Genomic DNA, 25485 nt, shown 5'->3' on the forward strand with positions numbered 1-25485 from the left:
ATATCGGGCTGGAATCGGCCAAAACCGGGCTAGAATTGGGATGCTTTCGATGAGGAAATACCTGTTTTCGGCAGGATTCGCGCTCCTGTTGGCGGCGACCTCGGTCTCTGTCACCATGATGGTACCGCCGGCCTTCGCCAGTGAAATCAAGTATGTCGTCAACAACATGCCGATCACCACCGGCGACATCGCGCACCGGGCTGCCTTCCTGAAACTGCAGCGCAAGAAGGGTGACGCGGGTCAGGAAATGATCGACCAGACGCTGCGTATGGCGGAGGCCAGGCGTCTCGGCATCCGCATCTCCGATGCCCAGGTAGAGGCGGCCTATCAGCGCTTTGCCTCGAGCAACAAGATGCAGCTCAAGCAGCTCGACGGTGTCATGGCGCAGTCCGGCGTGACCAAGGAGCATTTCAAGGAATTCATCCGCTCCCAGATGGCGTGGAACCAGGCGCTGAGCGCACGCTACAGCGGCGGCGGCGGGCAGGTGAGCGAACAGGATCTGGTCAAGCGCATGCTCGAAAAAGGCGGCGCCAAGCCAAGCGCCACCGAGTACATGCTGCAGCAGGTGATCTTCGTGGTGCCGAAGGCCGAGCGCAGTGCCACACTCGCCAAACGCAAGCGCGAGGCCGAAGCCATGCGCGCCCGCTTCAATGGCTGCAACACCACGCGTGAATTCGCCAAGGGCCTGATCGACGTCACCGTTCGCGACCTCCCCCGATTGCTGGCGCCGCAACTGCCGCCGGACTGGGCCGAGCAGATCAAGGCCACCAAGCTGGGCGGCGCCACGGCCGTGCGCGAGACCGATCGCGGCATCGAATTCATCGGCATCTGCTCGTCGCGCGAGGTTTCCGACGACAAGGCGGCCCAGATGGTGTTCCAGAGCGAAGGCAGCGGCGACAAGAACGCCGACGAGCTCTCGGCCAAGTATGTCGAAGAGCTGAAGGCGAAAGCCAAGATCGTTACGCGCTGAACCGGCCCAGCCGTGCATGAGACAGAGCTTCCGCTGGCGCTGAGCGTCGGCGATCCATCCGGCGTCGGTCCGGAAATCGCCATTGCCGCGTGGCAGAGCGCCCGCGGTTCCGGTGCCGCGCCCTTCTATCTTCTCGCCGATCCGGCGCTGATTGCCGCGCGGGCGCGCCGGCTCGGCGCGGCGGTGGCAATCGCCGAGACGGTGCCGGCCCAAGCAGCTGGTGTCTTTCAACACGCCTTGCCCGTGGTGCCGCTGGCGGCCCACTTCACCGACGATCCCGGCCGGCCCGACCCGGCCAATGCCGCCGGCATCATCGAGGCCATCGATCGCGCGGTCGCCGACTGCCTTGCCGGTCACGCGGCCGCGGTCGTCACCTGCCCGATCGCCAAGAAGCCGCTTTACGATGCCGGCTTCGGCTTTCCCGGTCACACCGAATATCTGGCGCATCTGGCCTCGCTCCACACCGGCGGCACGGTGACGCCGGTGATGCTGCTCGCCGGCCCCGAATTGCGCACCGTTCCGGTCACCATCCACATCGCGCTGGCCGAGGTGCCGAAGACGCTGACGACGGAGCTGATCGTTGCCATCGCGCGCATCACCGCCGGCGATCTTGCACGCCGTTTCGGCATCGCCAGGCCGAGGCTCGCGCTTGCCGGCCTCAATCCGCATGCCGGCGAAAGCGGCGCCATGGGGACAGAGGACGAGCGCATCATTCGTCCTGCGGTCGACATGTTGCGGGCGCAAGGCATCGATGCCTTCGGGCCGCTGCCGGCCGATACGATGTTTCATGCGCGCGCCCGCGCCGGCTACGACGTGGCGGTCTGCATGTATCATGACCAGGCGTTGATCCCGGCCAAGGCGCTGGCCTTCGACGAGGCCGTCAACGTCACGCTTGGCCTGCCGTTCATCCGCACCTCGCCCGATCACGGCACAGCCTTCGACATCGCCGGCAAGGGCATCGCACGTCCCGACAGCCTGATCGCGGCGCTGAAGCTGGCCCGCCGGCTGGCCGATACCGGCGCAAAGCCCGCAGCTGCATGAGCCCAAAATCATGAGCCAAATTCATGAGCGTTGACGGGCTGCCGCCGCTGCGCGAGGTGATCGAGCGCCATGGACTGCAGGCAAAGAAGGCGCTTGGCCAGAATTTCCTGCTCGACCTCAATTTGACCGGCAAGATCGCGCGGGTCGCCGGCGACCTCACCGACAGCACGGTGATCGAGGTCGGCCCCGGCCCCGGCGGGCTGACCAGGGCGCTGCTCGCTGCCGGTGCCCGCCGCGTCGTCGCCATCGAGCGCGACGAACGCTGCCTTGCGGCCTTGGCCGAGGTCTCCAACCACTATCCGGGCCGGCTCGAGGTGATCAGCGGCGATGCGCTGAAGACGGATTTTGCCGCGCTTGCCAAGACCGCGTCACAAGACGGCCCGGTGAGGATTGCCGCCAACCTGCCCTACAATATCGGCACCGAGCTGTTGATCCGTTGGCTGACCGTGGCGGACTGGCCACCCTTCTATCAATCGATGACGCTGATGTTCCAGCGCGAGGTGGCCGAGCGCATTGTCGCCGGTGCCGGCAGCGATGCTTATGGCCGGCTCGGCGTGCTGGCGGGCTGGCGGACCGAGGCGAGGATCGCCTTCGACGTGCCGCCGCAAGCGTTCACGCCGCCACCCAAGGTAACGTCCTCGGTGGTGCATCTGGTGCCGCGCGCCAGCCCTTTGTCAACCGACGTGAAAAAACTCGGTCGCGTCACCGAAGCCGCTTTCGGCCAGCGCCGGAAAATGCTGCGGCAGAGCGTGAAGAGCCTGGGTGGCGAGGCACTGCTGACGCGCGCCGGCATCGATCCGACCCGGCGTGCGGAGACGCTCAGCGTCGAGGAATTCGTGCGGCTGACAAACGCGGTTTGACCGGCGGCGCTAGCGCCGCCTAGCAATCGTCATTCAAACGCATTACATTGACGTCGAAGGAGATTGCCATGCCAGCAAATGCACTGGTCCAGACGCGTATCGACGCCGACATCCGGGATCGAGCTTCGGCGGTGCTCGAAAGCATGGGGCTGACGGTCTCGGATGCGGTGCGGATATTGCTCACCCGAACCGCCAACGAGGGTGCGCTGCCCATCGGTCTCGTCACAAACAACGAGGCGTATGATTTATGGTTTCGCGCCAAGGTTCGCGAAGCGCTCGACGACACCCGACAAGACATTCCTGATGATCAAGTCGAGGCGCATTTTGCCGAGAGACGCGCCGCGGCGCGGCGTTCGGGTGAACCTAAATCTTGAAGATCGTCTGGTCGCCATTCGCGTTTTCAGATCGCGACGGCATCTTCGCGCATATCGAGGCCGACAATCCTGCGGCCGCGATCGCCACCGATGAGCGGATCGTCGCCGCAATCAACCGTCTTCGGGACCTTCCCCAAAGCGGCCGGATCGGCAGGCTTGCAGGGACACGAGAGATCGTCATCGTCGGCACGCCATATGTCGCGGCCTATCAGCTGACCAACAGCACGATTCGAATCCTGCGCGTGCTTCACGGAGCGCAGCGTTGGCCGGACGATCTGCCAGGCAGCTGATGCGGCTATTTAGATTGCCAGCGGTGGACGAGCTATTCCGTCTTCTCGTCCAGCAACCCCGAGACGAAATCGAACAGCCCGGGCCGGCGGTCGCGCCGCAGCCTTTCCGCCGTCACGATGCCACGCACTTCGGCGAAGGCGCGGTCGAGATCGTCGTTGACGATGACAAAGTCATATTCCTTCCAGTGCTCGATCTCGTTGCGGGCGTTCTTCAGCCTGGTCTCGATCACGTGCTCCTGGTCCTCGGCGCGGCGCTTGAGGCGCGACTTCAATTCCTTCATCGACGGCGGCAGGATGAAGATCGAGACAATGTCGGCGCGCATCTTCTCCTTGAGCTGCTGGGCGCCTTGCCAGTCGATGTCGAAGAGCATGTCACGGCCCTGCGCCAGCGCCAGTTCGGCCGGCTCGCGCGGCGTCGCGTAGCAATTGCCGTGCACCTCGGCCCATTCGAGCAACGCGTCGGAATCGCGCAGCCGCTCGAACTCGCGCGTGGTGCGGAAGTGATAGTGGACGCCCTCGATCTCCGAGCCGCGGCGTGGCCTGGTGGTGACCGAGACCGATAATTCCAGGCTGCCGTCGCTTTCCAGCAGGTTGCGCGCGATCGTCGACTTGCCGGCGCCCGACGGCGACGACAGGACCAGCATCAGCCCGCGGCGGCGAATGCGGGATCCGAGATCCCTGGCAACCATCGGCTCCTTGCCACCCATTCGGGTTTACTCCAGATTCTGGACCTGTTCGCGAAACTGGTCGACCACCGCCTTCAGTTCCAGCCCGATGGCGGTGACAGTGGCGGCGTTCGACTTGGAACACAGCGTATTCGATTCGCGGTTGAATTCCTGCGCCAGAAAATCGAGCTTGCGGCCGATGGCGCCGCCATTTGCCAGCAGCGCTCTGCCCGACGCCACATGCGTCTTCAGCCGATCGATCTCTTCACGGATATCGGCCTTGGTGGCCAGGAACGCCGCTTCCATGTGCAGCCGGCCGGCATCGAGATTGGCCGACGCATCCATCAGCAGCCGCACCTGTTCGGCGATCCGCTCGCGGATCGCCGCCGGTTCGCGCGACGGGTCGGCCTCGGCTTGAAGCGTCAGCGCCTCAATGGCGTCGATATGGCCGGAAAGCAGCGAACGCAGCGCTTCGCCCTCGTTCTGGCGTGCCTGCTCGAGACCTGTAAGCGCCGTTTCCAGCGCGGACAGGATTGACGCGTCGAGTGCTGCCCGCACCTCCTCGGTTTCGCTGGTTTCAGGGATATCGAGCACGCCGCGCAGGGAAAGCAGACCGTCGGCAGTTGCCGGACCAACACCGAACTGGTCCTGCAGCCGCTTGGCCATGCCCGCCAGATCCCTGAGGAAGGCTTCGTTGACCACCGGCTGCGCCTGCTGGCCGGCGGCGCGGCCGACGGTCAGCGTCGCTTGGAAATTGCCACGCGAAAAGCGCTTCTGCAGCGTCTGCCGCACAGTCGGTTCGAGCCGCTCGAAACCTTGCGGCAACCGCAACCTGACCTCGACGCTCTTGCCGTTGACCGACTTGACCTCCCAGGCGATCGAGGCGCCGTCATGTTCGGCAACAGTGCGTGCAAATCCGGTCATGCTCTGCAAATTCATGATGCGGCTCGTGTCTCCCTGATGGTCCGATTCTAACAATTGCGCATGCGTTCGATATCACGGGCAGCGCGAATGTCAGAATCGCAATACCGGCAAGATGTTGATTGCCGCTGTCGTTTCGATCTCGCAGGGCTGAAATCGAGATTCAGAGGCACCCGAGCAAGACCGAAAACGCTTCGAACCCCGCTGTTCGTTCAAAGCAGCAGCGCGTCCGCCTCTGTCCGCGTCGCTTAAGGTCGATCCCTCTGAAAGCGCCGGCCTGCTACTGGGCGGCACCCGTATCGCCGGCATCACCGCTGTCACCGGCGGCATCGCCACTTGCGTCACCGTTGTCGTCGCCATCCGCCGGCGCATCGGTCTGGCCCGGAGTCTTGGCGCCCTTGGCGGCGTCTTCAGCCTGCTTCTTCTGCAGTGCCCGGTAGCGGGCAACGTTCTCATTGTGCTCGGCAAGCGTGGTGGCAAAGACGTGGCCGCCGGTGCCGTCGGCGACGAAATAGAGATCATCGGTCTTCGACGGGTTGGCGACGGCTTCGAGCGCGGCGCGGCCGGGATTGGCGATCGGCGTCGGCGGCAGGCCATTGATCAGATAGGTGTTGTAAGGCGTCTGTTTCTGGATGTCAGATTGATAAATCGGCCGGTCGGCGGGTTTGCCCTTGCCGCCGAACAGGCCGTAAATGATGGTCGGATCGGATTGCAGCCGCATGCCCTTGGCCAGACGGTTGAGGAAGACGGCGGCAACGCGCGAGCGCTCGTCGCCCCGGCCGGTTTCCTTTTCGACGATCGAGGCCAAGGTGACGAAGTCGTCGACATTGGCCAGAGGCAGGTCGGGCGCGCGCCGCTGCCAGACCTCGTCGACCAGCTTCTTCTGGTCGGCGAGCAGCTTGTCGACCATCTGTTGGCGCGTGGCGCCGCGGGTAAAGCGCAGCGTGTCGGTGGCGAGGCTGCCCTCAGCCGGCTTGGCGGCCGGCATGTCGCCGGTCAGCGCATCCTGCTCGGCGATGCGCTGCAGCGCCTGCTCGACCGTCAGGCCCTCGGGAATGGTCAGCGAATACATCACCGATTTGCCGCTCTTCAGAAGCTCCATGATGTCGCGCATGGAGGCGCGCGGCTTTATCTCGTATTCGCCTGCCTTCAGCGCTGAATCATTGCCATAGACCCGCACGGCGATGCGGAAGATGCGGGCATCGCTGATCAGCCCACGCCGTTCGAGCTGGTCGGCAATATCCTGGACGCCGGTGCTCGGCTTGACCAGGAAGGTGTCGCCGGCCACCGACGGGCCCGGTTCGTTGAATGCCTGCTTGCCGAAATAGAGCGAAACGCCGGCGGCGAGGATCATCAACATCACCGCGGAGATGACGAAGTTCATGAACACCACGACTTGGCTGCGCGAGGCGCGCGAGCGCTTTGGTGGTGGTGTGCCGGCTTCCGGGCGCAAAGCTTCGGCCGCGGTCTTCGGCACGATCGGGCCGGTCTGCTGGTTTTGTCCGAATTGTCCGCTGCCGCCCGGATTGGTGTTCATTAGCGCCCTACCATCTGATCTCTTAGAGCGACCATGCGCCCGATTGGACGCACAGCGTGCCCTAACATTTCAAGCCTACGCATCGTGCTTTTAAAAAAAGCGCCTTCGGTTTCAGGCCGATGCGACGAATCCCCAGCGGCAGAGTAGGCTTGAATATGGCAAAATTGACGACAGACCGCTGGCGCGCCGGTCGATACCGCAATCAGCCTGTATAACGCTGGAATACCAGCGAAGCGTTGGTGCCGCCGAAGCCGAAGGAGTTGGACAGCGCCACGTCGACCTGGCGATGCCGTGGCGTGTTCGGAACAAGATCGATCGCGGTTTCGCGTTCCGGGTTGTCAAGATTGATGGTGGCTGGCGCGATGTTGTCTCTGATAGCGAGGATCGAAAAGATCGCCTCGGCGGCACCCGCCGCACCCAGGAGATGGCCGATCGACGACTTGGTCGACGACATCGAGATTTTCGAGGCGGCGTTGCCGACCAGCCGCTCGACGGCGCCGAGTTCGATCGTGTCGGCCATGGTCGAGGTGCCGTGCGCGTTGATGTAGTCGACGTCGGCGGGCGTCAGCTTGGCCCGGTTCAGCGCCGCCGTCATGCATCGGAAGGCGCCGTCGCCGTCTTCGGCCGGTGCAGTGATGTGATAGGCATCGCCGGTCAGGCCGTAGCCGGTGACCTCGGCATAGATCTTGGCGCCGCGCGCCTTGGCGTGTTCGAGTTCTTCCAGCACGACGACCCCGGCGCCCTCGCCCATGACGAAGCCGTCACGGTCGCGGTCATAGGGACGCGAGGCCTTCTCAGGCGTGTCATTGCGGTCGGTGGACAGTGCCCGGCAAGCAGCGAAGCCGGCAAGCGATAGTCTGGTCACCGGCGATTCCGCGCCGCCGGCCAGCATCACGTCGGCATCGCCGAAGATGATCAGCCGGGCGGCATCGCCAATGGCGTGCGCGCCGGTCGAGCAGGCGGTGACGACGGCGTGGTTGGGGCCTTTCAGCCCATGCCGGATCGATACCTGGCCAGATACCAGGTTGATAATGTTGCCGGGAATGAAGAATGGACTGATACGGCGCGGTCCGCGCTCTTTCAGGATGATAGCGTTCTCGGCGATGCCCTCGAGGCCGCCAATGCCGGAGCCGATCATGACGCCGGTGGCGCAGCGCTCGGCTTCGGTGCTGGGCTCCCAGCCGGAATCCTTCAGCGCTTCGTCGGCGGCCGCAATCCCGTAAAGGATGAAGTCGCCGATCTTGCGCAGTTCCTTGGGCTCGAGCACGGCTTCGGGATTGAGCGTGCCGTTGGTGCCGTCACCGCGCGGAATGACGTGGGCGATCTTGCAGGCAAGATCTCCCACTTCGAACTCGGTGACGCGCTTGGCGGCGCTGCGGCCGGTCAGAAGTTCCTTCCAGCTGTGCTCGAAGCCCATGCCGAACGGCGAAACCAGGCCAAGGCCCGTGACGACGACACGCCTCATCGCAGGTCCTCCCCGGTGATGACTGCGGATAGTGTCAGGCTGAAGCCTTGTCGATGTACTTCACGGCATCGCCGACGGTCAGGATGGTCTCGGCCGCATCGTCCGGAATCTCGACGCCGAACTCTTCTTCGAAGGCCATGACGAGTTCGACCGTGTCGAGGCTGTCCGCGCCCAGATCATCGATGAAGCTCGCCTGCTCCGTCACCTTGTCGGCATCGACGCCAAGATGTTCGATGACGATCTTCTTGACGCGCTCTGCGGTGTCACTCATTTGGGGCATCCTCGTCTTTTGTTTGTCTGTCTTCGTTAGCGGGCAGAATGCCGCTAATCAAGCTGAAAGATGGTCCTGCCGGAAACGCAACGATGCCGGACCGGTTTTTGCCCGAACCGCCGGGTTGCGGGCCGCATTACACGAAAAATGGCTGAGGTCCAAGGCGAAATGGTCTCTTTTCACAAGCCGGCCATGTCTTCTTATCACCCGGCAATATCCTGTCAGATCATGGCCATGCCACCGTTGACATGGATGGTCTGGCCGGTGACGTAGGCTGCCTCGTTGGAGGCGAGATAGGCGACGGCCGACGCCACTTCAACACTCGTGCCCATGCGGCGCGTCGGGATCGCGGCCATTATCGCGTCTTTCTGCTTGTCGTTGAGCTTGTCGGTCATGGCCGATTCGATAAAGCCCGGGGCGACGCAGTTGACGGTGATGTTGCGGGTGGCGATCTCCTGCGCCAGCGACTTGGAAAAGCCGATCATGCCGGCCTTGGAGGCGCAATAATTGGTCTGGCCAGGATTGCCGGTGACGCCGACCACCGAGGTGATGTTGATGATGCGGCCATGGCGGCGGCGCATCATCGGATGGGTCAGCTCGCGGGTCAGCCGGAACACGGCGGTGAGGTTCACCTCCAGCACGCTGTCCCAATCCGCGTCCGCCATGCGCACGAACAGGCCGTCCTTGGTGATGCCGGCATTGTTGACCAGTATGTCGACGCCTTCGAGTTCGGCTTCGGCCTTCTGGCCAAGCGCCTTGACCTCGTCACGGTCGGCAAGATTGGCCGGGAACAGCTTTACCCGGTCGCCGAGTTCGCCGGCCAGGGTCTCCAGTTTCTCGATGCGGGTGCCGTGCAGGCCGACAATGGCGCCTTGCGCATGCAGCACCCGGGCAATCGCCTCGCCAATGCCGCCCGATGCGCCGGTGACGAGCGCCTTGCGGCCGGTCAGTTCGAACATTTTCGTCTCCTGATCTTAAGAGAACACCCTTCCCACGGGAGGGGTTGAATCGCCAGTGGATTATGCAAGCGCGGCCAGCGCCGCCTCGACTTCGGCCGGCGTGCCGACGGCCGATGTGGCGATGTCGCGGTTGATCCGCCGCGCCAGGCCGGAAAGCACCTTGCCGGCGCCGATCTCATAGAGCGTGGCGACGCCATTGGCGCCGAACCACTCCACCGTTTCGCGCCAGCGCACGCGCCCGGTGATCTGCTCGACCAGGCGGCGCGCGATCTCGTCGGGGTCGCTGGTCGGGGCTACAGTGACGTTGGAGACGACGGGCACGACCGGTGCATTCTTGGTCACGCCGGCCAGCGCCTCGCGCATGACATCGGCCGCCGGCGCCATCAGCGCCGAATGGAAGGGTGCGGAGACCTGCAGCATCAGCGCCCGCTTGGCGCCCTTTTCGGTGCACAGTTTCGCGGCGAGTTCCACCGCCGCCCTGGCGCCGGAGATCACCAGCTGGCCGCCGCCATTGTCGTTGGCGATCTGGCAGACCTTGCCGGATCCCGTTGCGGCCTCGGTGCAAGCGGCTTCGACGTCGGGCTGTTCCAGTCCGATGATCGCCGCCATGGCGCCCTCGCCGGCCGGCACCGCCGCCTGCATGGCGTTGCCGCGGATGCGCAGCAGCCGGGCAGCATCGGCGACCGAAACGAAACCGGCCGCGGCAAGGGCGGAATATTCGCCGAGCGAATGACCGGCAACGTAGGCAACCTTGTCCTTCAGCGAAAAGCCGCGCGCTTCCAGCGAGCGGATTCCCGCCAGCGAGACCGCCATCAGCGCCGGCTGGGCATTGGCAGTCAGGGTCAGCGCCTCTTCCGGGCCTTCCCAGATCAGTTTCGACAGCTTTTCGCCCAGCGCATCATCGACTTCCTCGAACACCCTGCGTGCCTCGGGGAAGGCGTCGGCGAGGTCCTTGCCCATGCCGACAGCCTGGCTGCCCTGTCCCGGAAAGGTGAATGCGACGGCCATTTGGGCGCTCTCCAGCGGCTGATTTTTACTGCCTGTGACGCAAGGCGGACCGCCAAGTCAAGCCCGGAGGGGGCATTTCGGCTCTCGCTTGAACCGGAGCTGACCTCGAGTCCCTGTTCCCAAAGGCTTTTTGCCGATCACACCTGATGAAAACCGCTCACGAATCGTTTGCTGGCTCTTCTTATTTTCGCCACAGGCGCTAGCTTTTGCATGACAGTTCTATGACAGAACGGTGGCGCGAGTGGAAATACGCGTTGCTTGGGCCGGGGGAAGAGACGTGGCTAGGATCAGGAAGGGCGCGGCCGTACCCGCGCCACAGTTCTTGGAAGACGATCCGTCCACCGGCTACCTGCCGGGGCGCAGATGGCCGGTCATCCGCTACGGTCTGGTCACGCTGCTTGCCTCCGCCATCCTGGTGTTCGCCATCGAATGGATCGTGCGCGGCGACTTCTTCGGCACGGTCGACTTCTTCCTGCAGCCATTCAAGCCGGGCTGGACCACCATCATTGTCTTTGCATTGGTGCTGATGGGACTGGACGCCGTGCTTGGCCGCAGTCACCAGAGCCTGATGATCGTGGCGCCGCTGACGCTGGCGCTGGCCTTTGTCGGGCATCAGAAGTCGCATTATCTCGGCGATCCGCTCTACCCAACCGATTTTCTTTATTCGCGCCAGATCATGGCACTGATGCCGCTCCTGGTGCGCGAACGGCCTTGGACGGCGCTCGCCATGGCGGTCGGCATCGTCGCCGGCCTGTCGCTGCTGATCTATGGCTGGCGGTTGTGGCGCCGCAAGGTTCCGATCCTCAGCCGCAAAGGGCGGCTGGCGCGGCTGACGCTGGCAGTGCCGCTGCTCGCCTTCTTCGTCTCAATCATGGACTACGCCACCTTCTCGTGGACCCGCGACCGGCTGCAGATCATCCCGATCATGTGGGACCAGAAGGAGAACTACGCCTCCAACGGGTTTGCGCTGGCCTTCGCGCTCAACGTGCCGATGGCGCATGTCTCGGCGCCGGCGGGCTATTCCGACAAGGCGATCGACGCGATCGACAGGCCTGCTGTGGCGGCCTCGGTACCGGATGAGAAACCCGACATCATCGTGGTGATGAGCGAATCTTTCTGGGATCCGACCAAGCTGCCCGGCGTCACAATCACGCCTGACCCGATCCCCAATGTGCGGGCGCTGCGTTCCGGCTATATGTTTTCGCCGGAATTCGGCGGCATGACCGCCAACATCGAATTCGAGGCGCTGACCGGCTTTTCCAATGCCTTCCTGCCGGCGGGCTCGATCCCCTACCAGCAATATGTGCGCACACCGACGCCGTCGCTGGCGACCTTCCTGAAAAGCGAGGGATACCGGGCGCGCGCCATCCATCCGGGCACCAACTGGTTCTGGAACAGGGGCGCCGTCTATGCCGATTTCGGCTTCAACGATTTCCGCTCGGAAGAGACGCTGCCGCCACTGGAAAAGCGCGGGCCGCTGGCTTCCGATGCGTCGATGACCGACGAGATCATCGCAGAGGCCGACGCCAGCGAGCGGCCGGTGTTCTTCTTCGCCGTCAGCCTGCAGAACCACGGTCCCTACGAGCCGTACCGCTATTACAATCCGACCCACAAGGTCGCGGCACCGATCAGCACATGGGCGCGGGAATCGCTGCTCAGCTACGCCGAAGGCTCCGCCGATGCCGACCGTGGCCTCGAACGATTGATCGAATGGGCGAAGAAGCGCGAGCGGCCGACGGTCATCGCCTTCTTCGGCGACCATCTGCCGCCGCTCGGCCCCGTCTATGTCGAAACCGGTTACCTGAAGGACAATGTCGCGCCGCGCAAGGAACCGACGCCGGAGGCGGCACTGGAGCATCATCAGACGCCGCTGGTCATCTGGTCTAACCGCACCGGTCCGGCGCAGGATATGGGCGCGGTGAGCCCGGCCTTCCTGCCCTACCACATCCTGACAACGGCCGGGATCACGCACCCCTACTACACCGGCTTCCTGGGCGCGCTGCGCGAACGCTATCGCGTCGTCGACCGCAATCTGCTTTTGACACCGTCAGGTGAGGCCACGCCGGACTGGGCGCGGCAGAAGGACGTTGATCCGGCGATCAACGACTTCCGCCTGCTGCAATACGACATGATGTTCGGCAAGCGTAAGGCGGCTCCGGACTTCTTCCCCGAAACGATCAACGGTGGTACCCCGCATACGAGTTGATGCCTGGTATTTTTCCAACCCTGCGACGCCAGGACGCTGTCCGGAGCATGCGTTACCCTTGCCTTCCAGCCAATTTGCTTTATAGACGCCCGCAATCTGCCGGTCCTTGCTGGGGGCTGAACGGAGGGCCGGAGGTTTTACCCAAAACCTTCGTGTGAAGCCAGAAGCGCTTCCGCCTCCCGTGTCTCCGCTCTCGACCGTCTCGAAATGCTCCTTTCTTCCCCGCCCCCTCGGGATCAGCGGGTCAGAGAAGTTGCAGAGGCTTTTGCCGCGAGGATCCGGGAGAGAAACGAAGAAAGGCACTGAACCACTATGGCTCTATACGAACATGTGTTCCTTGCCCGGCAGGACCTCTCGCAGCAGCAGGTCGATGCGCTTGTCGAACAGTACAAGGGCGTCATCTCCGCAAATGGCGGGTCCGTCGGCCGGGTCGAGAACTGGGGACTGAAGTCCCTCACCTACCGGGTCAACAAGAACCGGAAGGCTTACTACACGCTTATGGACCTCAACTGCCCGCCGGCAGCGCTCAACGAGATGGAGCGCCAGATGGGCCTGTCCGAGGACGTGCTGCGTTTCCTGACCGTCAAGGTCGAGGCGCATGAGGAAGGCCCGTCGGCCATGATGCAGAAGCGCGAAGAGCGCTCGGAACGCGGCGGCTTCGGCGACCGCGACCGTGGCGATCGTGGTCCGCGCTCGTTCGGCGACCGTGATCGCGGCGACCGTGGCGATCGTCCGCCGCGCTCATTTGGCGATGCCGGTGGCGATCGTGGTCCGCGCCGTCCGCGCGAAGGCGTTGAAGGAGGTGCAGAATAATGGTCGACATCAATCAGATCCCGACCCGGCGCCCGTTCCATCGCCGCCGCAAGACCTGCCCGTTCTCCGGCGCCAATGCGCCCAAGATCGACTACAAGGACGTGCGTCTTCTGCAGCGCTACATTTCCGAGCGCGGCAAGATCGTGCCGTCGCGCATCACCGCCGTCAGCCAGAAGAAGCAGCGCGAACTCGCCAAGGCGATCAAGCGCGCCCGCTTCCTCGGCCTGCTGCCCTACGTAGTTCGCTAAGATCTCCGAAGCAGGCGGTTCGCCGCCTGCTTCCTTCTCCCACGGCGACGGGCGCCGCAGGGGTAATTTGATGATGCATGTCGTTGTCCCAAAACCGGGCCCACTCTTGGCGACGTGCATTGAAATCCCGAGTTGAGGTGAAAAGCCTCTAACTGCCGCGACAGGCAGGACAGCGACACCGGCGCCAAGGCGCTCAGAGCTTCCTGACCTGTTCCATTCAATTCGGCGCCGATCCCGCGGTCGGTGCCCAGACGAAGGAACAAGACCATGCAAGTGATTCTTCTCGAACGCGTTTCCCGCCTCGGCCAGATGGGCGATACCGTCAAGGTCAAGGACGGCTTTGCCCGCAACTTCCTCTTGCCGCAGGGCAAGGCGCTGCGCGCCAACGAAGCCAACAAGAAGAAGTTCGAAGGACAGCGCGCGCAGCTCGAAGCCCGCAACCTCGAGCGCAAGTCGGAAGCCAGCCAGGTTGCCGAAAAGCTCGACGGCAAGAGCTTCATCGCCGTACGTTCGGCCGGCGAGACAGGCCAGCTCTACGGTTCGGTGTCGACCCGCGACATCGCCGACCTGCTGACCGCCGAAGGGTTCTCGGTCAACCGCAACCAGATCCAGCTCAACCAGCCGATCAAGACCATCGGCGTCACCAATGTGGCGATTGCGCTGCATCCGGAAGTCGAGGTCACCATCAGCCTCAACATCGCCCGCACGGCCGACGAAGCCGAGCGCCAGGCCAAGGGCGAGACGCTGACCACCGCCGAAGCCATCTATGGCGACGACATCAACGACAATGCGCGGCCGGAGAACTTCTTCGACCCGAACACCGAGTTCGAAGGCGGCGAAGAAGACAACGCCTGATCCCGCACGGGGCCTGATCGGGAAGCAAGGGGAGCAGCGCTCCAATCACTTTCTCGTCATCCAGCCTTTCTGGACCAATGCCCGGGCCTCTCGCCCGGGCATTTTTGTGCCAAATGGAACTTTTCGAACCCCTATATATTGTTGCAGAATTGGTCCGCCAGTCTGACCGTGAGGGGACATTTGGTGATGAATATTCTGTTGAAACGCGTTCTCGACCGCCTGGTGCGTACGGGCAATCTGAAAGTCACCGGCCCGAAGGGCTCGACAGTGGTTTTCGGCGACGGCAGCGGCGAGCCGGTGCATATGCACATCAAGACCGCGCATGCCGAGCGCGCCATTACCTTCGATCCGATGTTGGCCGTGCCGGAAGCCTATATGGACGGCGAACTCGACATCATCGAGGGCGGCGTACTGGGTATGATGCGCATCGCCTTCCAGAACATGGGCAGTGGCGGTATCGACGCCACCTGGTCGAAGGCCATCGAGGGTCTGCGCCACGCCTTTCGCCGCCTGCAGCAGATCAACACCGCATCACGGGCGCGCCGCAACGTGCAGCGCCACTATGATTTGTCGGGTGACCTCTACCGGCTCTTCCTCGACGACGACATGCAGTATTCCTGCGCCTACTTCGAACAGCCGGACATGACGCTCGACGAGGCGCAGATGGCCAAGAAACGCCATATCGCCGCCAAGCTCAGGCTGAAGGCCGGCCAGACCGTGCTCGATATCGGCTCCGGCTGGGGTGGGCTCGGCCTCTATCTCGCCAAGGCTTTCGATGTCGACGTGCAAGGCGTGACGCTGTCGACCGAGCAGCACGGCGTCGCCACCGACCGGGCGCATGCGCAAGGCTTGCAGGACCGCGTGCATTTCGACCTCAAGGACTACCGCGAACTCAACGAACGCTTCGACCGCATCGTCTCGGTCGGCATGTTCGAGCATGTCGGCGTCAACCACTTCCGAACCTTCTTCGACAAGTCGGCGACGCTGTTGAAGCCCGACGGCGTCATGCTCTTGCACACGATCGGCCGCTCCGGCGTGCCGTGGGCGACCAGCGCCTTTATCCGCAAGTACATTTTTCCGGGCGGCTACATTCCCTCGCTGTCGGAGGTGATGCCGGCGATCGAGAAGTCGGGGCTTGTGGTCACCGACATCGAGATTCTGCGGCTGCACTATGCCGATACGCTGAAGCATTGGGGCCAGCGCTTTGCCGCCAACCGCGACAAGGCCAAGGCCATCTATGACGAGCGCTTCTGCAGGATGTGGGAGTTCTATCTGGCGGCTTCGGAAGCCGCCTTCCGCTGGCAGGATCTGGTCATCTTCCAGATCCAGATCGCCAAGAAGAACGACACGCTGCCGATGACGCGCGACTACATGGCCAAATGTGAAAAGGCGCTCGAAATGCGCGAAATGGGGCATCGTCAGGAGGCGGCGGCCGCCGAGCCTGCTGTCGCCAGGTCTGTGCCTGCCAGGTCCGTTGCTGTCAGGTCCGTTGCGGCCAAGCCAGCGCGCCGTCGCAAGGTGGCGGATCGCGAATAACGCCTCGATTGCGATTGCCGCTTGCCATTGACGGCTCTGACACTGAAAAAGGTCTCGTTCTCGCGAGACCTTTTTTAATGACCTGCCTGCCCACCATCGCCACCACCCTTGTCGAGTTCGCCGGCGCCTCGGTGCTCGCGCCACGCGGAGCCTGAGCGTGGAACTCCCCGCCTCGCTGCGACAAGGCGTCCAGCGCCTGCTCGAAACGATACCGCTGGCGGTGCTGCGCCAGGCGGCGAAGACGCTGTCTGACCGCTACCGCGCCGAATTGCGCGACGGCCGCCTGCACATGGCCGAAGAGATGGCGGTAAAAGCCTATCTGGCGACGCGGCTGCCGGCGACCTACGCGGCGGTACGGGCCGGTCTCGACGAACTCGCCTATGCGCGGCCCGATTTCCAGCCAACGAGCTTGCTCGATGTCGGCGCCGGTCCTGGCACGGTGCTTTGGGCCGCTACAGACCTGTGGCCCGACCTCGAAGAGGCGGTTCTGGTTGAAGCAAGCGCCGCGGTGCGCAAGGTTGGCCAGTCGCTCGCCCTTGATACCATCGCCACCAGGATGGACTGGCGCGCCGGCGACGTGACCATCGACCTTGCCGATCTCAAGCCTGCCGACCTCGTCACCTGCGCCTATGTGCTGGACGAGATCGCGCCGGCATCGCTGCCGAAGCTTGTCGGCCGGCTCTGGCATTTGACCGGCGACACACTGCTGATCGTCGAGCCCGGCACACCGGCAGGCTGGCAGCGCATCCTGGCAGTGCGCAGGCAATTGCTGGAGGCCGGGGCGCATGTGCTGGCGCCTTGTCCGCATGAGGCGCCCTGCCCGCTTGAGCCGCCCGACTGGTGCCATTTTTCGCGCCGCGTCGCCCGCTCGCGCCTTCATCGCCTGGCCAAGGACGCGGACGTGCCGTGGGAGGACGAGAAATTCATCTACGTCGCGGCGTCGCGGCAACCCGCGCCTGTACATCCGCCCCGCGTGATTGCGCCGCCGAAATCGGGCTCCGGCAAGGTGCTGCTCAAACTGTGCCAGCCGGATGGCGGCGCCGGCGAGACACTTTTCACCAAGCGCGAGGGCGAGCTGTTCAAGGCAGCGCGGCGGCTGGACTGGGGCGATACACTGGACGGAAGAAGCGGATAATCACCGAGATTGTTCTTGCTCTGTTCCAACGACTCGGATAAAAGTCAGCGCCTTTCTGAGTCAACCGGAATCGGGGCGCGGAAACACTCTTCTGTGGACGGTTTGCCGCCCCTGTGAACAACGGGCATCGAGGTTGATTGGTCGTGCGGTGATGCAGAAAGGTCAGCACCGATTTATCTCGTTCTGATATCGAGAAGCCGGGATCAAAATCGGGGACATCATGGCAGAGGCAGCGCGAAAATTCGGCGTGGCGGAGCAGCAACCGCTTTATCGTGAAGCGCCGAACAACATCGAGGCCGAGCAGGCGCTGCTCGGCGCCATCCTCGTCAACAACGATGCCTTCTACCGCGTCTCCGACTTCCTCAAGGCCGGCCATTTCTACGAGCCGCTGCACCGGAAAATCTTCGAGGTCGCGGCCGAGCTCATCCGCATGGGCAAGGTGGCGACGCCGATCACACTGAAAACCTTCCTGCCGGCCGACGAGAAGGTCGGCGACATGACGGTGGCGCAATATGTGGTTCGTCTGGCGGTCGAAGCCGTCACCGTCGTCAACGCCACCGACTATGGCCGCGCCATCTACGATCTGGCCACGCGCCGCGCGCTGATCACCGTCGGCGAGGACATGGTCAACATCGCCTATGACGCGCCGGTCGACATGGCGCCGTCCGAACAGATCGAGGATGCCGAGCGGCGGCTGTTCGAACTGGCCGAAACCGGCCGTTACGATGGCGGCTTCGAAAGCTTCACCGATGCGGTCAAGACCGCCGTCGACATGGCCAACGCCGCCTATATGCGCGACGGCCATTTGTCGGGCCTCGCCACCGGCATGCGCGACCTCGACCGCCGCATGGGTGGCCTGCAGGCGTCGGATCTGATCATCATTGCCGGCCGTCCGGGCATGGGCAAGACATCGCTCGCCACCAACATCGCCTTCAACATCGCCGAGATGTATGAGCCGGCGCAGCAGGCCGACGGCTCGTTCAAGGCAGCCAATGGCGGCGTCGTCGGCTTCTTCTCGCTGGAAATGTCGTCCGAGCAGCTCGCCACCCGCATCATTTCCGAACAGACGGAAATTTCGTCGTCAAAAATCCGCCGCGGCGAGATTTCAGAGATGGATTTCGAAAAGCTGGTCGCCTGCTCGCAGACCATGCAGAAGATCCCGCTGTTCATCGACCAGACCGGCGGTATCTCGATCGCGCAGCTGTCGGCGCGGGCGCGGCGGCTGAAGCGTCAGCGCGGCCTCGACCTCATCGTCATCGACTATATCCAGCTGATGCAGGGGTCGAGCGCGAAATCGTCGCAGAACCGGGTGCAGGAAATCACCGAGATCACCACCGGCCTCAAGGCGCTGGCCAAGGAACTCTCCGTTCCGATCATCGCGCTGTCGCAGCTGTCGCGTCAGGTCGAAAGCCGCGAAGACAAACGCCCCCAGCTGTCCGATCTTCGCGAATCCGGCTCGATCGAGCAGGACGCCGACGTGGTGATGTTCGTCTACCGCGAGGAATATTATCTGAAGAACCGCGAACCGAAGCCCGGCACCGACGAATACATCAAGTGGGAACACGAGATGAACGAGATGCGCGGCAAGGCCGAAGTCATCGTCGCCAAGCAGCGCCACGGCCCGACAGGTTCGGTGAGCCTCGCCTTCCATGGCGAGTTCACACGGTTTTCCGACCTCGCCGAAGAGCATCATATTGCGGAGAGGTTCGAGTAGCTTTTTGGCCTACCGCAGCGCTCCGTCACACCCCCCTCTGGCCTGCCGGCCATCTCCCCCGCAAGGGGGGAGATCAGCAGCTTTGCGGACGGCGCTCATCTTGCCACGTTGGCGATTGGCGAAAGCAGCGACGATAGCCAATCTCCCCCCTTGCGGGGGAGATGTCCGGCAGGACAGAGGGGGGTGTGCAGGATCACCCTCCTTCGGTCATTTGCAGGCAGCATCACTCCATGGCTAAATCGCGCGTCCAGTTCATCTGCCAGAATTGCGGGTCGGTGCATCAGCGCTGGGCCGGTAAATGCGATGCCTGCGGCGAGTGGAACACGCTGGTCGAGGAAGGCACCTCGGGCGGCATCGGCTCGGGACCGGCCAACACGCGCAATGCGCGCAAGGGCCGCGCCGTGGTGCTGACCAGCCTGTCCGGTGACATCGAGGATGCGCCGCGGATCATCTCCGGCATTGGCGAACTCGACCGCGCCACCGGCGGCGGCTTCGTGCGCGGCTCGGCGCTGTTGGTCGGCGGCGATCCCGGCATCGGCAAGTCGACGCTTTTGACCCAGGCCGCGGCCGCACTCGCGTCAAAGGGCCACCGCATCGTCTATGTCTCGGGCGAAGAGGCTGTCGCGCAGATCCGGCTGCGGGCGCAGCGGCTTGGCGTCGCCGACACGCCGGTCGAACTTGCCGCCGAGACCAATGTCGAGGATATCCTGGCAACAATAGCCGACGGCAAAAGGCCGGACCTCGTCATCCTCGATTCCATCCAGACGCTGTGGACCGACATGGCCGACTCGGCGCCCGGCACCGTCACCCAGGTGCGCGCCTCGGCGCAAGCGATGATCCGCTACGCCAAATCCACCGGTGCTGCCATCGTGCTGGTCGGCCATGTCACCAAGGAAGGCCAGATCGCCGGTCCGCGCGTCGTCGAGCACATGGTCGACGCCGTTCTCTATTTCGAAGGCGAAGGCGGCCATCACTACCGCATCCTGCGCACGGTGAAGAACCGTTTTGGGCCGACCGACGAGATCGGCGTCTTCGAGATGTCGGACAAGGGCTTGCGCGAGGTCGCCAATCCGTCGGAGCTGTTCCTCGGCGAACGCCACGCAAAATCGCCGGGTGCCGCGGTATTTGCCGGCATGGAAGGGACACGTCCGGTGCTGGTCGAGATCCAGGCACTGGTGGCGCCGTCCACATTGGGCACGCCGCGCCGTGCCGTCGTCGGCTGGGACGGCGCACGGCTGTCGATGATCCTTGCCGTGCTCGAAGCCCATTGCGGCGTGCGCTTCGGCACCCACGATGTCTACCTCAACGTCGCCGGCGGCTACCGGATTTCCGAGCCGGCGGCCGATCTGGCGGTTGCCGCTGCACTGGTTTCGTCGCTCACCGGTCTTGCCCTTCCCGCCGATTGCGTCTATTTCGGCGAAATCAGCCTGTCGGGCGCAGTGAGGCCGGTTGCGCATGCGCAGCAGCGCCTTAAAGAGGCCGAAAAGCTGGGTTTTGGAAGTGCGGTTCTGCCCTTGGGCAGCGAGGAGGTTGTCGGGGGGATCGGGGCCGGCGCTTTCCAGCCGACCGAACTTGCCGATCTCGTCGCACGCATAGCCGGCTCACGGCGCAGCCGTGTCGACGTGGAAGATTGACGCGGCTCGCCCGAGCCGTGAAAAGACAATCTGAGTGGGGCGAATGACATGCCGATTACGCTGCTGGACGGAATTCTCGTCGGCTTCACCCTGGTCTCGGCGATGCTCGCCATGGTTCGCGGCCTGTCACGCGAAATCCTGTCCGTCGTGTCCTGGGCGGCTGCCGCCGCGGCGGCATTCTTCTTCTACAAGCCGGTGCTGCCTTACGTTCAGCCCTATGTCGAAAGCGACAAGATCGCCATGGCGGCATCCGCCGGCATCGTCTTCCTCATCGCGCTGATCGTCGTTTCCGTCATCACCATGAAGCTTGCCGACTGGATCATCGATTCCAGGATCGGCGCGCTCGACCGTACGCTGGGCTTCCTCTATGGCGCCGCGCGCGGCGTCCTCGTCGTCGCCGTGGCGCTGCTGTTCTTCAACTGGCTGGCCGGCGCCAAGGCCCCTGCCTGGATCGCCAACGCCAAGTCGAAGCCGCTGCTCGAGACCATCGGCGCCAAGCTGGAAAGCCTGCTGCCCGAAGATCCGGAAAACGCCATCCTGAAGAAGCTCAATCCGAATCAGCCGGCAGCCGAGACGCCTCCGGCGGCCGATGCACCGGCGGTGGATGCTCCGGCAACCGGTGACGATACGCCGGCGCCCGACGACGAGACCGACGCTCCGGCCGATAACGCACCCGCGCCCGCTGCTCCGGCTCCGGCTCCGGCCGCGCCGGCAAACTGATACGGACGGATGGTGCCTGACAGGCGCCATCCCGGCAGTTCCGGCCTGACTTTGATGTGAACGGCGCACGACGTGCGTTGCTTTCGCGGTGCTATCGCACTATATGGCCATTTTAGCGGAGCTTGAGCCCCATGGCAGTTTCGAAGGCAGACGCGGACGACGTCCTTTCCGCCGAAGCAGACGATCATTTCCACGATGAATGCGGGGTGTTCGGCATTTTCGGCCGGCAGGACGCTGCGGCCATCGTCACACTAGGCCTGCATGCGCTGCAGCATCGCGGCCAGGAAGCGGCCGGCATCGTCTCCTATGACGGCACGCAGTTCCATGTCGAACGCCATGTCGGCCTGATCGGCGACACCTTCACCAAGCAGCACGTCATCGACAGCCTGCAAGGCAACCGTGCCATCGGCCACACGCGCTATGCCACGACGGGCGGCGCCGGCATGCGCAACATCCAGCCCTTCTTCGCCGAACTCGCCGATGGCGGCTTTGCCGTCGCCCATAACGGCAATCTCACCAACGCCATGACCGTGCAGCGCGCGCTGCAGAAACAGGGCGCGATCTTCTCGTCGACCTCCGACACCGAGACGCTGCTGCATCTCGTTGCCACCAGCAAGGAACGCGATTTGAATTCGCGCTTCATCGACGCCGTGCGTCAGGTTGAAGGCGCTTTCTCGCTGGTTGCGATGACCTCCAAGAAGATGATCGGCTGCCGCGATCCGCTCGGCATCCGCCCGCTGGTGCTCGGCGACCTCGACGGCGCCTGGATCCTGGCCTCCGAAACCTGCGCGCTCGACATTATCGGCGCCCGCTTCGTGCGCGACCTGAAGCCCGGCGAAATGGTCGTGGTGACCTCGAAGGGCATCGAGAGCCTGTTCCCCTTCGAGCCGCAGAAGACCCGCTTCTGCATCTTCGAATATGTCTATTTTGCCCGCCCGGACTCCTCGGTCGAAGGCCGCAATGTCTACGAAGTGCGCAAGCGTATCGGCGCCGAATTGGCGCAGGAAAGCCCGGTCGAGGCCGATATCGTCGTGCCGGTGCCGGATTCCGGCACGCCGGCGGCAATCGGCTTCTCCCAGGCGGCAGGCATCCCCTTCGAACTCGGTATCATCCGCAACCACTATGTCGGCCGAACCTTCATCCAGCCCGGCGATTCGATCCGCCATATGGGCGTCAAGCTCAAGCACAACGCCAACCGCCGGATGATCGAGGGCAAGCGCGTGGTGTTGGTCGACGATTCGATCGTGCGCGGCACCACCAGCCAGAAAATCGTGCAGATGGTGCGCGACGCCGGCGCCAAGGAAGTGCATATGCGCATCGCCTCGCCGCCGACCAGCGCGTCGTGCTTCTACGGCGTCGACACGCCGGAGAAGTCGAAGCTTTTGGCATCGCGCATGTCGATCGAGGAAATGGCCGAGTTCATCCGTGTCGATTCGCTCGGCTTCCTGACCATTGACGGGCTCTACCGCGCCGTCGGCGAAGCCAGCCGCGACAATGAGCAGCCGCAATTCTGCGACGCCTGTTTCACCGGCCAGTACCCGACCCGCCTGCTCGACTTCGAAGGCCACGACAATGTGCGCACGCTGTCGCTGCTGGCGAACAACGGGGCGTAAAGCCCAACTGCTATCCTTGAAAGCGCTCGCATGACCCTCGACCTCTCCGGCCGCGTCGCGGTCGTTACCGGCGCCTCGCGCGGCATCGGCTACTTCATCGCCAATGAACTTGCCGCCGCTGGCGCCCATGTCATTGCGGTTGCCCGGACCGTCGGCGGGCTGGAAGAACTCGATGACCAGATCAAGGCCGAACGCGCGAAAACCGGCAAGGGCGAAGCGACGCTGGTGCCTCTCGACCTCTCAGACATGGCCGGCATCGACCGGTTGGGCGGGGCCATTCACGAGCGTTGGGGCAAGCTCGACATTCTGGTGGCCAATGCCGGCGTGCTCGGCGTCATCTCGCCGATCGGCCATGTCGAGGCCAAAACCTTCGAGAAGGTAATGACCATCAATGTCACCTCGACCTGGCGGCTGATCCGCTCGGTCGACCCGCTGCTCAGGCTGTCCGACGCCGGCCGCGCCATTCTCATGTCCTCCAGCTCCGCGCATTCGGCGCGCGCCTTCTGGGCGCCCTATGCGGCGTCGAAGGCGGCGGTGGAAGCCATGACGCGTTCCTGGGCGCATGAGACGCAGAGCCTGGCGCTCCGCATCAATGCGGTCGACCCCGGCGCCACCCGCACCGCCATGCGTGCGCAGGCCGCGCCCGGCGAGGATCCGGAAACGCTGCCGCACCCGTCAGAGGTGGCAAAACGCATCGTGCCGCTGGCGAGCCCCGAGATGAAAGAGACGGGGCTGATCTTCCAGGTCAAGAACAACCGCTTCGTCGCCTACCGGCAGCCGGAATAAACCGGGTTGTAGCGGGATTAAACAGGCCTCCAGTTACGTTTCTTCGAATGTAGGACATTCGAAACCGGAGGACCGACATGCGTAGACTTCTTCTCGTTGCCGCCGCCGCGATTGCCGCCACAGCCGGCGTGGCGCTGGCGCAAGACGCCAAGATGAGTTTCTTCGTCACCAGCGTCGGTTCCGGCAAGGGCGCCGATCTCGGCGGTCTCAAGGGTGCCGACGCGCATTGCGCCTCGCTGGCGGAAGCGGCTGGGGTTACCGGCAAGGAATGGCACGCCTATCTCTCGAGCGCCAATGTCGATGCGCGCGACCGTATCGGCAAGGGTCCCTGGGTCAACGCCAAGGGCGAGAAGATTGCCGATGACGTCGCCTCGCTGCACAGCGACGCCAACGCCATCACCAAGCAGACGGCGCTCAACGAAAAGGGCGAGGTGGTCAATGGCCGCGGCGACAAGCCGAACCGGCACGACATATTGACCGGCTCGAAGCCCGACGGCACCAAGATCGCCGACCAGACCTGCGGCGACTGGACCTTGAGCGGGGCGGAGGGCGCGGCGATGATGGGCCACCACGACCGCACCGGCCTTGACGAGTCGGCGGCGGCGAAATCCTGGAACTCCTCGCATGCCTCGCGCGGCGGCTGCAGCCAGGAGGCGCTGAAAGGCACCGGCGGCGACGGCCTGTTCTACTGCTTTGCCGCGAACTAAGCGGGCTCGGGAGCGGTTCGTTCACGGGTCTGTGATGGTCCGGCGAGCCGCTCCCCCATCGCCCTGCTTTCGCCATCAGCCGGGAGTTGCTAGGGTCAACCGACTCCGACACCCAGCAAAGCGAGGAATTCCCATGGCTGCTCCCAGCGTAGCATTGGTCTGGTACCTGGTGATCGCCGGCCCGCAAGGCGGCATGGTGGTGCTGCCCAGCACCTTCGACACCCGCGAACAGTGCACCAACGCCATCACCGAATATCAGAAGCAGCCGACGCCGGCCGGCTGGGCGGTCAACTGCGTGCCGAGCGCCTCGCCTTTCACCGATGAGGGTGATGCGGAAGAGCCGGCGGCGCAGTAGCGCAATCTCCCCCCTCGAGGGGAGATGGCCGGCAGGCCAGAGGGGGTCGCCTCGCGTAGAGTGCCAACCTCCTTCCGCACAAAGGGCGTCGCGTCCAGTCGGCCCGACCCCCTCTGTCGCCTTCGGCGACATCTCCCCCTCAAGGGGGGAGATCAGGCGCGCGCACTCACCGTCAGCTCCGGCTTGCTGTTGATGGTCTGGAACACCACGCAATAGCGTTCGGTCAGCTTGATGAGCGAATCGATGCGCGCCTGCGGCTCATCCGTGTCGAGGTTGAAATTCAGCCGGATGGCGCGAAAGCCCACGGGGGCGTCCTTGGCCACGCCCAGCGTGCCGCGAAAGTCGAGATCGCCTTCGGCCTCGACGGTGGCTGCGCCGAGTTTGAACTCTAGTGCGGTGGCCACCGCCTTCAGCGTCACCCCGGCGCACGCCACCAGCGCCTCGAGCAGCATGTCGCCCGAACACAATTCGAGCCCGGAACCGCCGGTCGCCGGATGCAGGCCGGCGACCGCCAGCGCCCTGCCCGTCTCGACCTTGCAGGCAATCGACTGGTCGTCGATGGAGCCTTTGGCGCGAAGCGTGATCAGCGCTCGCGAGGAATCGTCGCGATAAGCCTCCTTGATCGGTGCCTGCATGGCCTTGAGTGCGGTGGCGTCCATGTTGCATTCCTTTTCGAGTCCGTCGCGCTTTGATAGCACTGATATGCTGGCGAGACAGCGCCCCCCTCTGCCTGCCGGCCACCTCCCCACAGGGGGGAGATCTGCAGCTTCGCCGATGGCGCTTTCTACGCCGGCGATTAGCG

Annotated in this window: 26 protein-coding genes; 18 read left to right on the top strand and 8 right to left on the bottom strand. The window is 64.0% G+C overall.

Annotated elements, in window-relative coordinates; translation table 11 throughout:
- Positions 1-40: 40 nt before the first annotated feature.
- From NKI32_RS14795 to NKI32_RS14815, 5 genes are all read left to right on the top strand, one after another.
- A complete protein-coding gene (locus NKI32_RS14795) occupies positions 41-970 on the top strand; it encodes a peptidylprolyl isomerase (protein WP_023738609.1) in 930 nt (309 codons plus the stop codon).
- Positions 971-982: 12 nt separating this feature from the next.
- Positions 983-2011 carry a 4-hydroxythreonine-4-phosphate dehydrogenase PdxA gene (gene pdxA / locus NKI32_RS14800; protein ID WP_031202010.1) on the top strand — a complete coding sequence of 343 codons (1029 nt, stop codon included), beginning with the start codon at positions 983-985 and terminating at the stop codon, positions 2009-2011.
- 23 nt (positions 2012-2034) lie between these two features.
- Complete coding sequence (gene rsmA / locus NKI32_RS14805; protein WP_353002900.1) at positions 2035-2871, top strand: 16S rRNA (adenine(1518)-N(6)/adenine(1519)-N(6))-dimethyltransferase RsmA; 837 nt, start codon at positions 2035-2037, stop codon at positions 2869-2871.
- Between the two features lie 68 nt (positions 2872-2939).
- Complete coding sequence (locus NKI32_RS14810; protein ID WP_353002901.1) at positions 2940-3245, top strand: type II toxin-antitoxin system RelB/DinJ family antitoxin; 306 nt, start codon at positions 2940-2942, stop codon at positions 3243-3245.
- Entirely contained in the window at positions 3242-3535 is a 294-nt protein-coding gene (locus NKI32_RS14815) for a type II toxin-antitoxin system RelE/ParE family toxin (protein WP_352626446.1), read from the top strand. The genes NKI32_RS14810 and NKI32_RS14815 overlap by 4 nt, the downstream gene beginning before the upstream one ends.
- A gap of 32 nt (positions 3536-3567) precedes the next feature.
- Here the strand turns inward: NKI32_RS14815 and gmk are convergent, their stop codons facing one another.
- The 7 genes from gmk to fabD all read right to left on the bottom strand — a co-directional run bounded on the left by gmk (position 3568) and on the right by fabD (position 10361).
- Complete coding sequence (gmk, locus tag NKI32_RS14820; RefSeq protein WP_023672729.1) at positions 3568-4242, bottom strand: guanylate kinase; 675 nt, start codon at positions 4240-4242, stop codon at positions 3568-3570.
- Between the two features lie 6 nt (positions 4243-4248).
- Positions 4249-5139 (bottom strand): YicC/YloC family endoribonuclease, encoded by an 891-nt coding sequence (locus NKI32_RS14825; RefSeq protein WP_352545396.1) that lies wholly within the window; start codon positions 5137-5139, stop codon positions 4249-4251.
- A gap of 262 nt (positions 5140-5401) precedes the next feature.
- Positions 5402-6658: an endolytic transglycosylase MltG gene (gene mltG / locus NKI32_RS14830; RefSeq protein WP_023715070.1), complete on the bottom strand. Its 1257-nt coding sequence runs from the start codon at positions 6656-6658 to the stop codon at positions 5402-5404.
- Between the two features lie 202 nt (positions 6659-6860).
- On the bottom strand, positions 6861-8123 hold the full coding sequence (gene fabF / locus NKI32_RS14835) for a beta-ketoacyl-ACP synthase II (RefSeq protein WP_023702951.1): 1263 nt from the start codon (positions 8121-8123) through the stop codon (positions 6861-6863).
- A 34-nt stretch (positions 8124-8157) separates the two neighbouring features.
- On the bottom strand, positions 8158-8394 hold the full coding sequence (locus NKI32_RS14840; protein ID WP_006203723.1) for an acyl carrier protein: 237 nt from the start codon (positions 8392-8394) through the stop codon (positions 8158-8160).
- 221 nt (positions 8395-8615) lie between these two features.
- Positions 8616-9353, bottom strand: coding sequence for a 3-oxoacyl-[acyl-carrier-protein] reductase (fabG, locus tag NKI32_RS14845; RefSeq protein ID WP_023685686.1), 738 nt, complete (start codon positions 9351-9353; stop codon positions 8616-8618).
- Positions 9354-9413: 60 nt separating this feature from the next.
- Positions 9414-10361 (bottom strand): ACP S-malonyltransferase, encoded by a 948-nt coding sequence (gene fabD / locus NKI32_RS14850; RefSeq protein ID WP_023695599.1) that lies wholly within the window; start codon positions 10359-10361, stop codon positions 9414-9416.
- Between the two features lie 277 nt (positions 10362-10638).
- On the opposite strand from fabD, the gene NKI32_RS14855 reads away from it, so the two are divergent.
- The 13 genes from NKI32_RS14855 (at position 10639) to NKI32_RS14915 (ending at position 24683) form a co-directional block, all read left to right on the top strand.
- Positions 10639-12567, top strand: coding sequence for an LTA synthase family protein (locus tag NKI32_RS14855; protein WP_023695600.1), 1929 nt, complete (start codon positions 10639-10641; stop codon positions 12565-12567).
- A gap of 312 nt (positions 12568-12879) precedes the next feature.
- A complete protein-coding gene (gene rpsF, locus NKI32_RS14860; protein ID WP_023672722.1) occupies positions 12880-13380 on the top strand; it encodes a 30S ribosomal protein S6 in 501 nt (166 codons plus the stop codon).
- On the top strand, positions 13380-13628 hold the full coding sequence (gene rpsR, locus NKI32_RS14865) for a 30S ribosomal protein S18 (protein ID WP_006203718.1): 249 nt from the start codon (positions 13380-13382) through the stop codon (positions 13626-13628). Before rpsF ends, rpsR begins: the two co-directional genes overlap by 1 nt.
- A gap of 267 nt (positions 13629-13895) precedes the next feature.
- Entirely contained in the window at positions 13896-14483 is a 588-nt protein-coding gene (gene rplI, locus NKI32_RS14870; protein ID WP_023672721.1) for a 50S ribosomal protein L9, read from the top strand.
- A 186-nt stretch (positions 14484-14669) separates the two neighbouring features.
- The gene (locus NKI32_RS14875) at positions 14670-16019 is read left to right on the top strand and encodes a cyclopropane fatty acid synthase (RefSeq protein ID WP_023672720.1); all 1350 of its coding nucleotides are present in this window, start codon (positions 14670-14672) and stop codon (positions 16017-16019) included.
- A 157-nt stretch (positions 16020-16176) separates the two neighbouring features.
- Complete coding sequence (locus NKI32_RS14880; RefSeq protein ID WP_353002902.1) at positions 16177-17154, top strand: small ribosomal subunit Rsm22 family protein; 978 nt, start codon at positions 16177-16179, stop codon at positions 17152-17154.
- Between the two features lie 220 nt (positions 17155-17374).
- Positions 17375-18868 (top strand): replicative DNA helicase, encoded by a 1494-nt coding sequence (locus tag NKI32_RS14885; protein ID WP_023672717.1) that lies wholly within the window; start codon positions 17375-17377, stop codon positions 18866-18868.
- A 230-nt stretch (positions 18869-19098) separates the two neighbouring features.
- Positions 19099-20502, top strand: a complete 1404-nt coding sequence (gene radA, locus NKI32_RS14890; RefSeq protein ID WP_023685682.1) for a DNA repair protein RadA — start codon at positions 19099-19101, stop codon at positions 20500-20502.
- A gap of 48 nt (positions 20503-20550) precedes the next feature.
- Positions 20551-21222 carry a CvpA family protein gene (locus tag NKI32_RS14895; RefSeq protein WP_023685681.1) on the top strand — a complete coding sequence of 224 codons (672 nt, stop codon included), beginning with the start codon at positions 20551-20553 and terminating at the stop codon, positions 21220-21222.
- A gap of 131 nt (positions 21223-21353) precedes the next feature.
- A complete protein-coding gene (gene purF / locus NKI32_RS14900) occupies positions 21354-22835 on the top strand; it encodes an amidophosphoribosyltransferase (protein WP_023672714.1) in 1482 nt (493 codons plus the stop codon).
- A gap of 30 nt (positions 22836-22865) precedes the next feature.
- A complete protein-coding gene (locus NKI32_RS14905) occupies positions 22866-23621 on the top strand; it encodes an SDR family NAD(P)-dependent oxidoreductase (protein ID WP_353002903.1) in 756 nt (251 codons plus the stop codon).
- Positions 23622-23698: 77 nt separating this feature from the next.
- On the top strand, positions 23699-24328 hold the full coding sequence (locus tag NKI32_RS14910; RefSeq protein ID WP_352443818.1) for a hypothetical protein: 630 nt from the start codon (positions 23699-23701) through the stop codon (positions 24326-24328).
- 133 nt (positions 24329-24461) lie between these two features.
- On the top strand, positions 24462-24683 hold the full coding sequence (locus NKI32_RS14915) for a hypothetical protein (protein WP_023689120.1): 222 nt from the start codon (positions 24462-24464) through the stop codon (positions 24681-24683).
- 152 nt (positions 24684-24835) lie between these two features.
- On the opposite strand, the gene NKI32_RS14920 is transcribed toward NKI32_RS14915, so the two are convergent.
- Positions 24836-25342, bottom strand: a complete 507-nt coding sequence (locus NKI32_RS14920) for an OsmC family protein (RefSeq protein ID WP_352443819.1) — start codon at positions 25340-25342, stop codon at positions 24836-24838.
- Positions 25343-25485: the final 143 nt, after the last annotated feature.

Source organism: Mesorhizobium sp. M0761 (genome assembly GCF_040320205.1).
GTDB lineage: Bacteria > Pseudomonadota > Alphaproteobacteria > Rhizobiales > Rhizobiaceae > Mesorhizobium.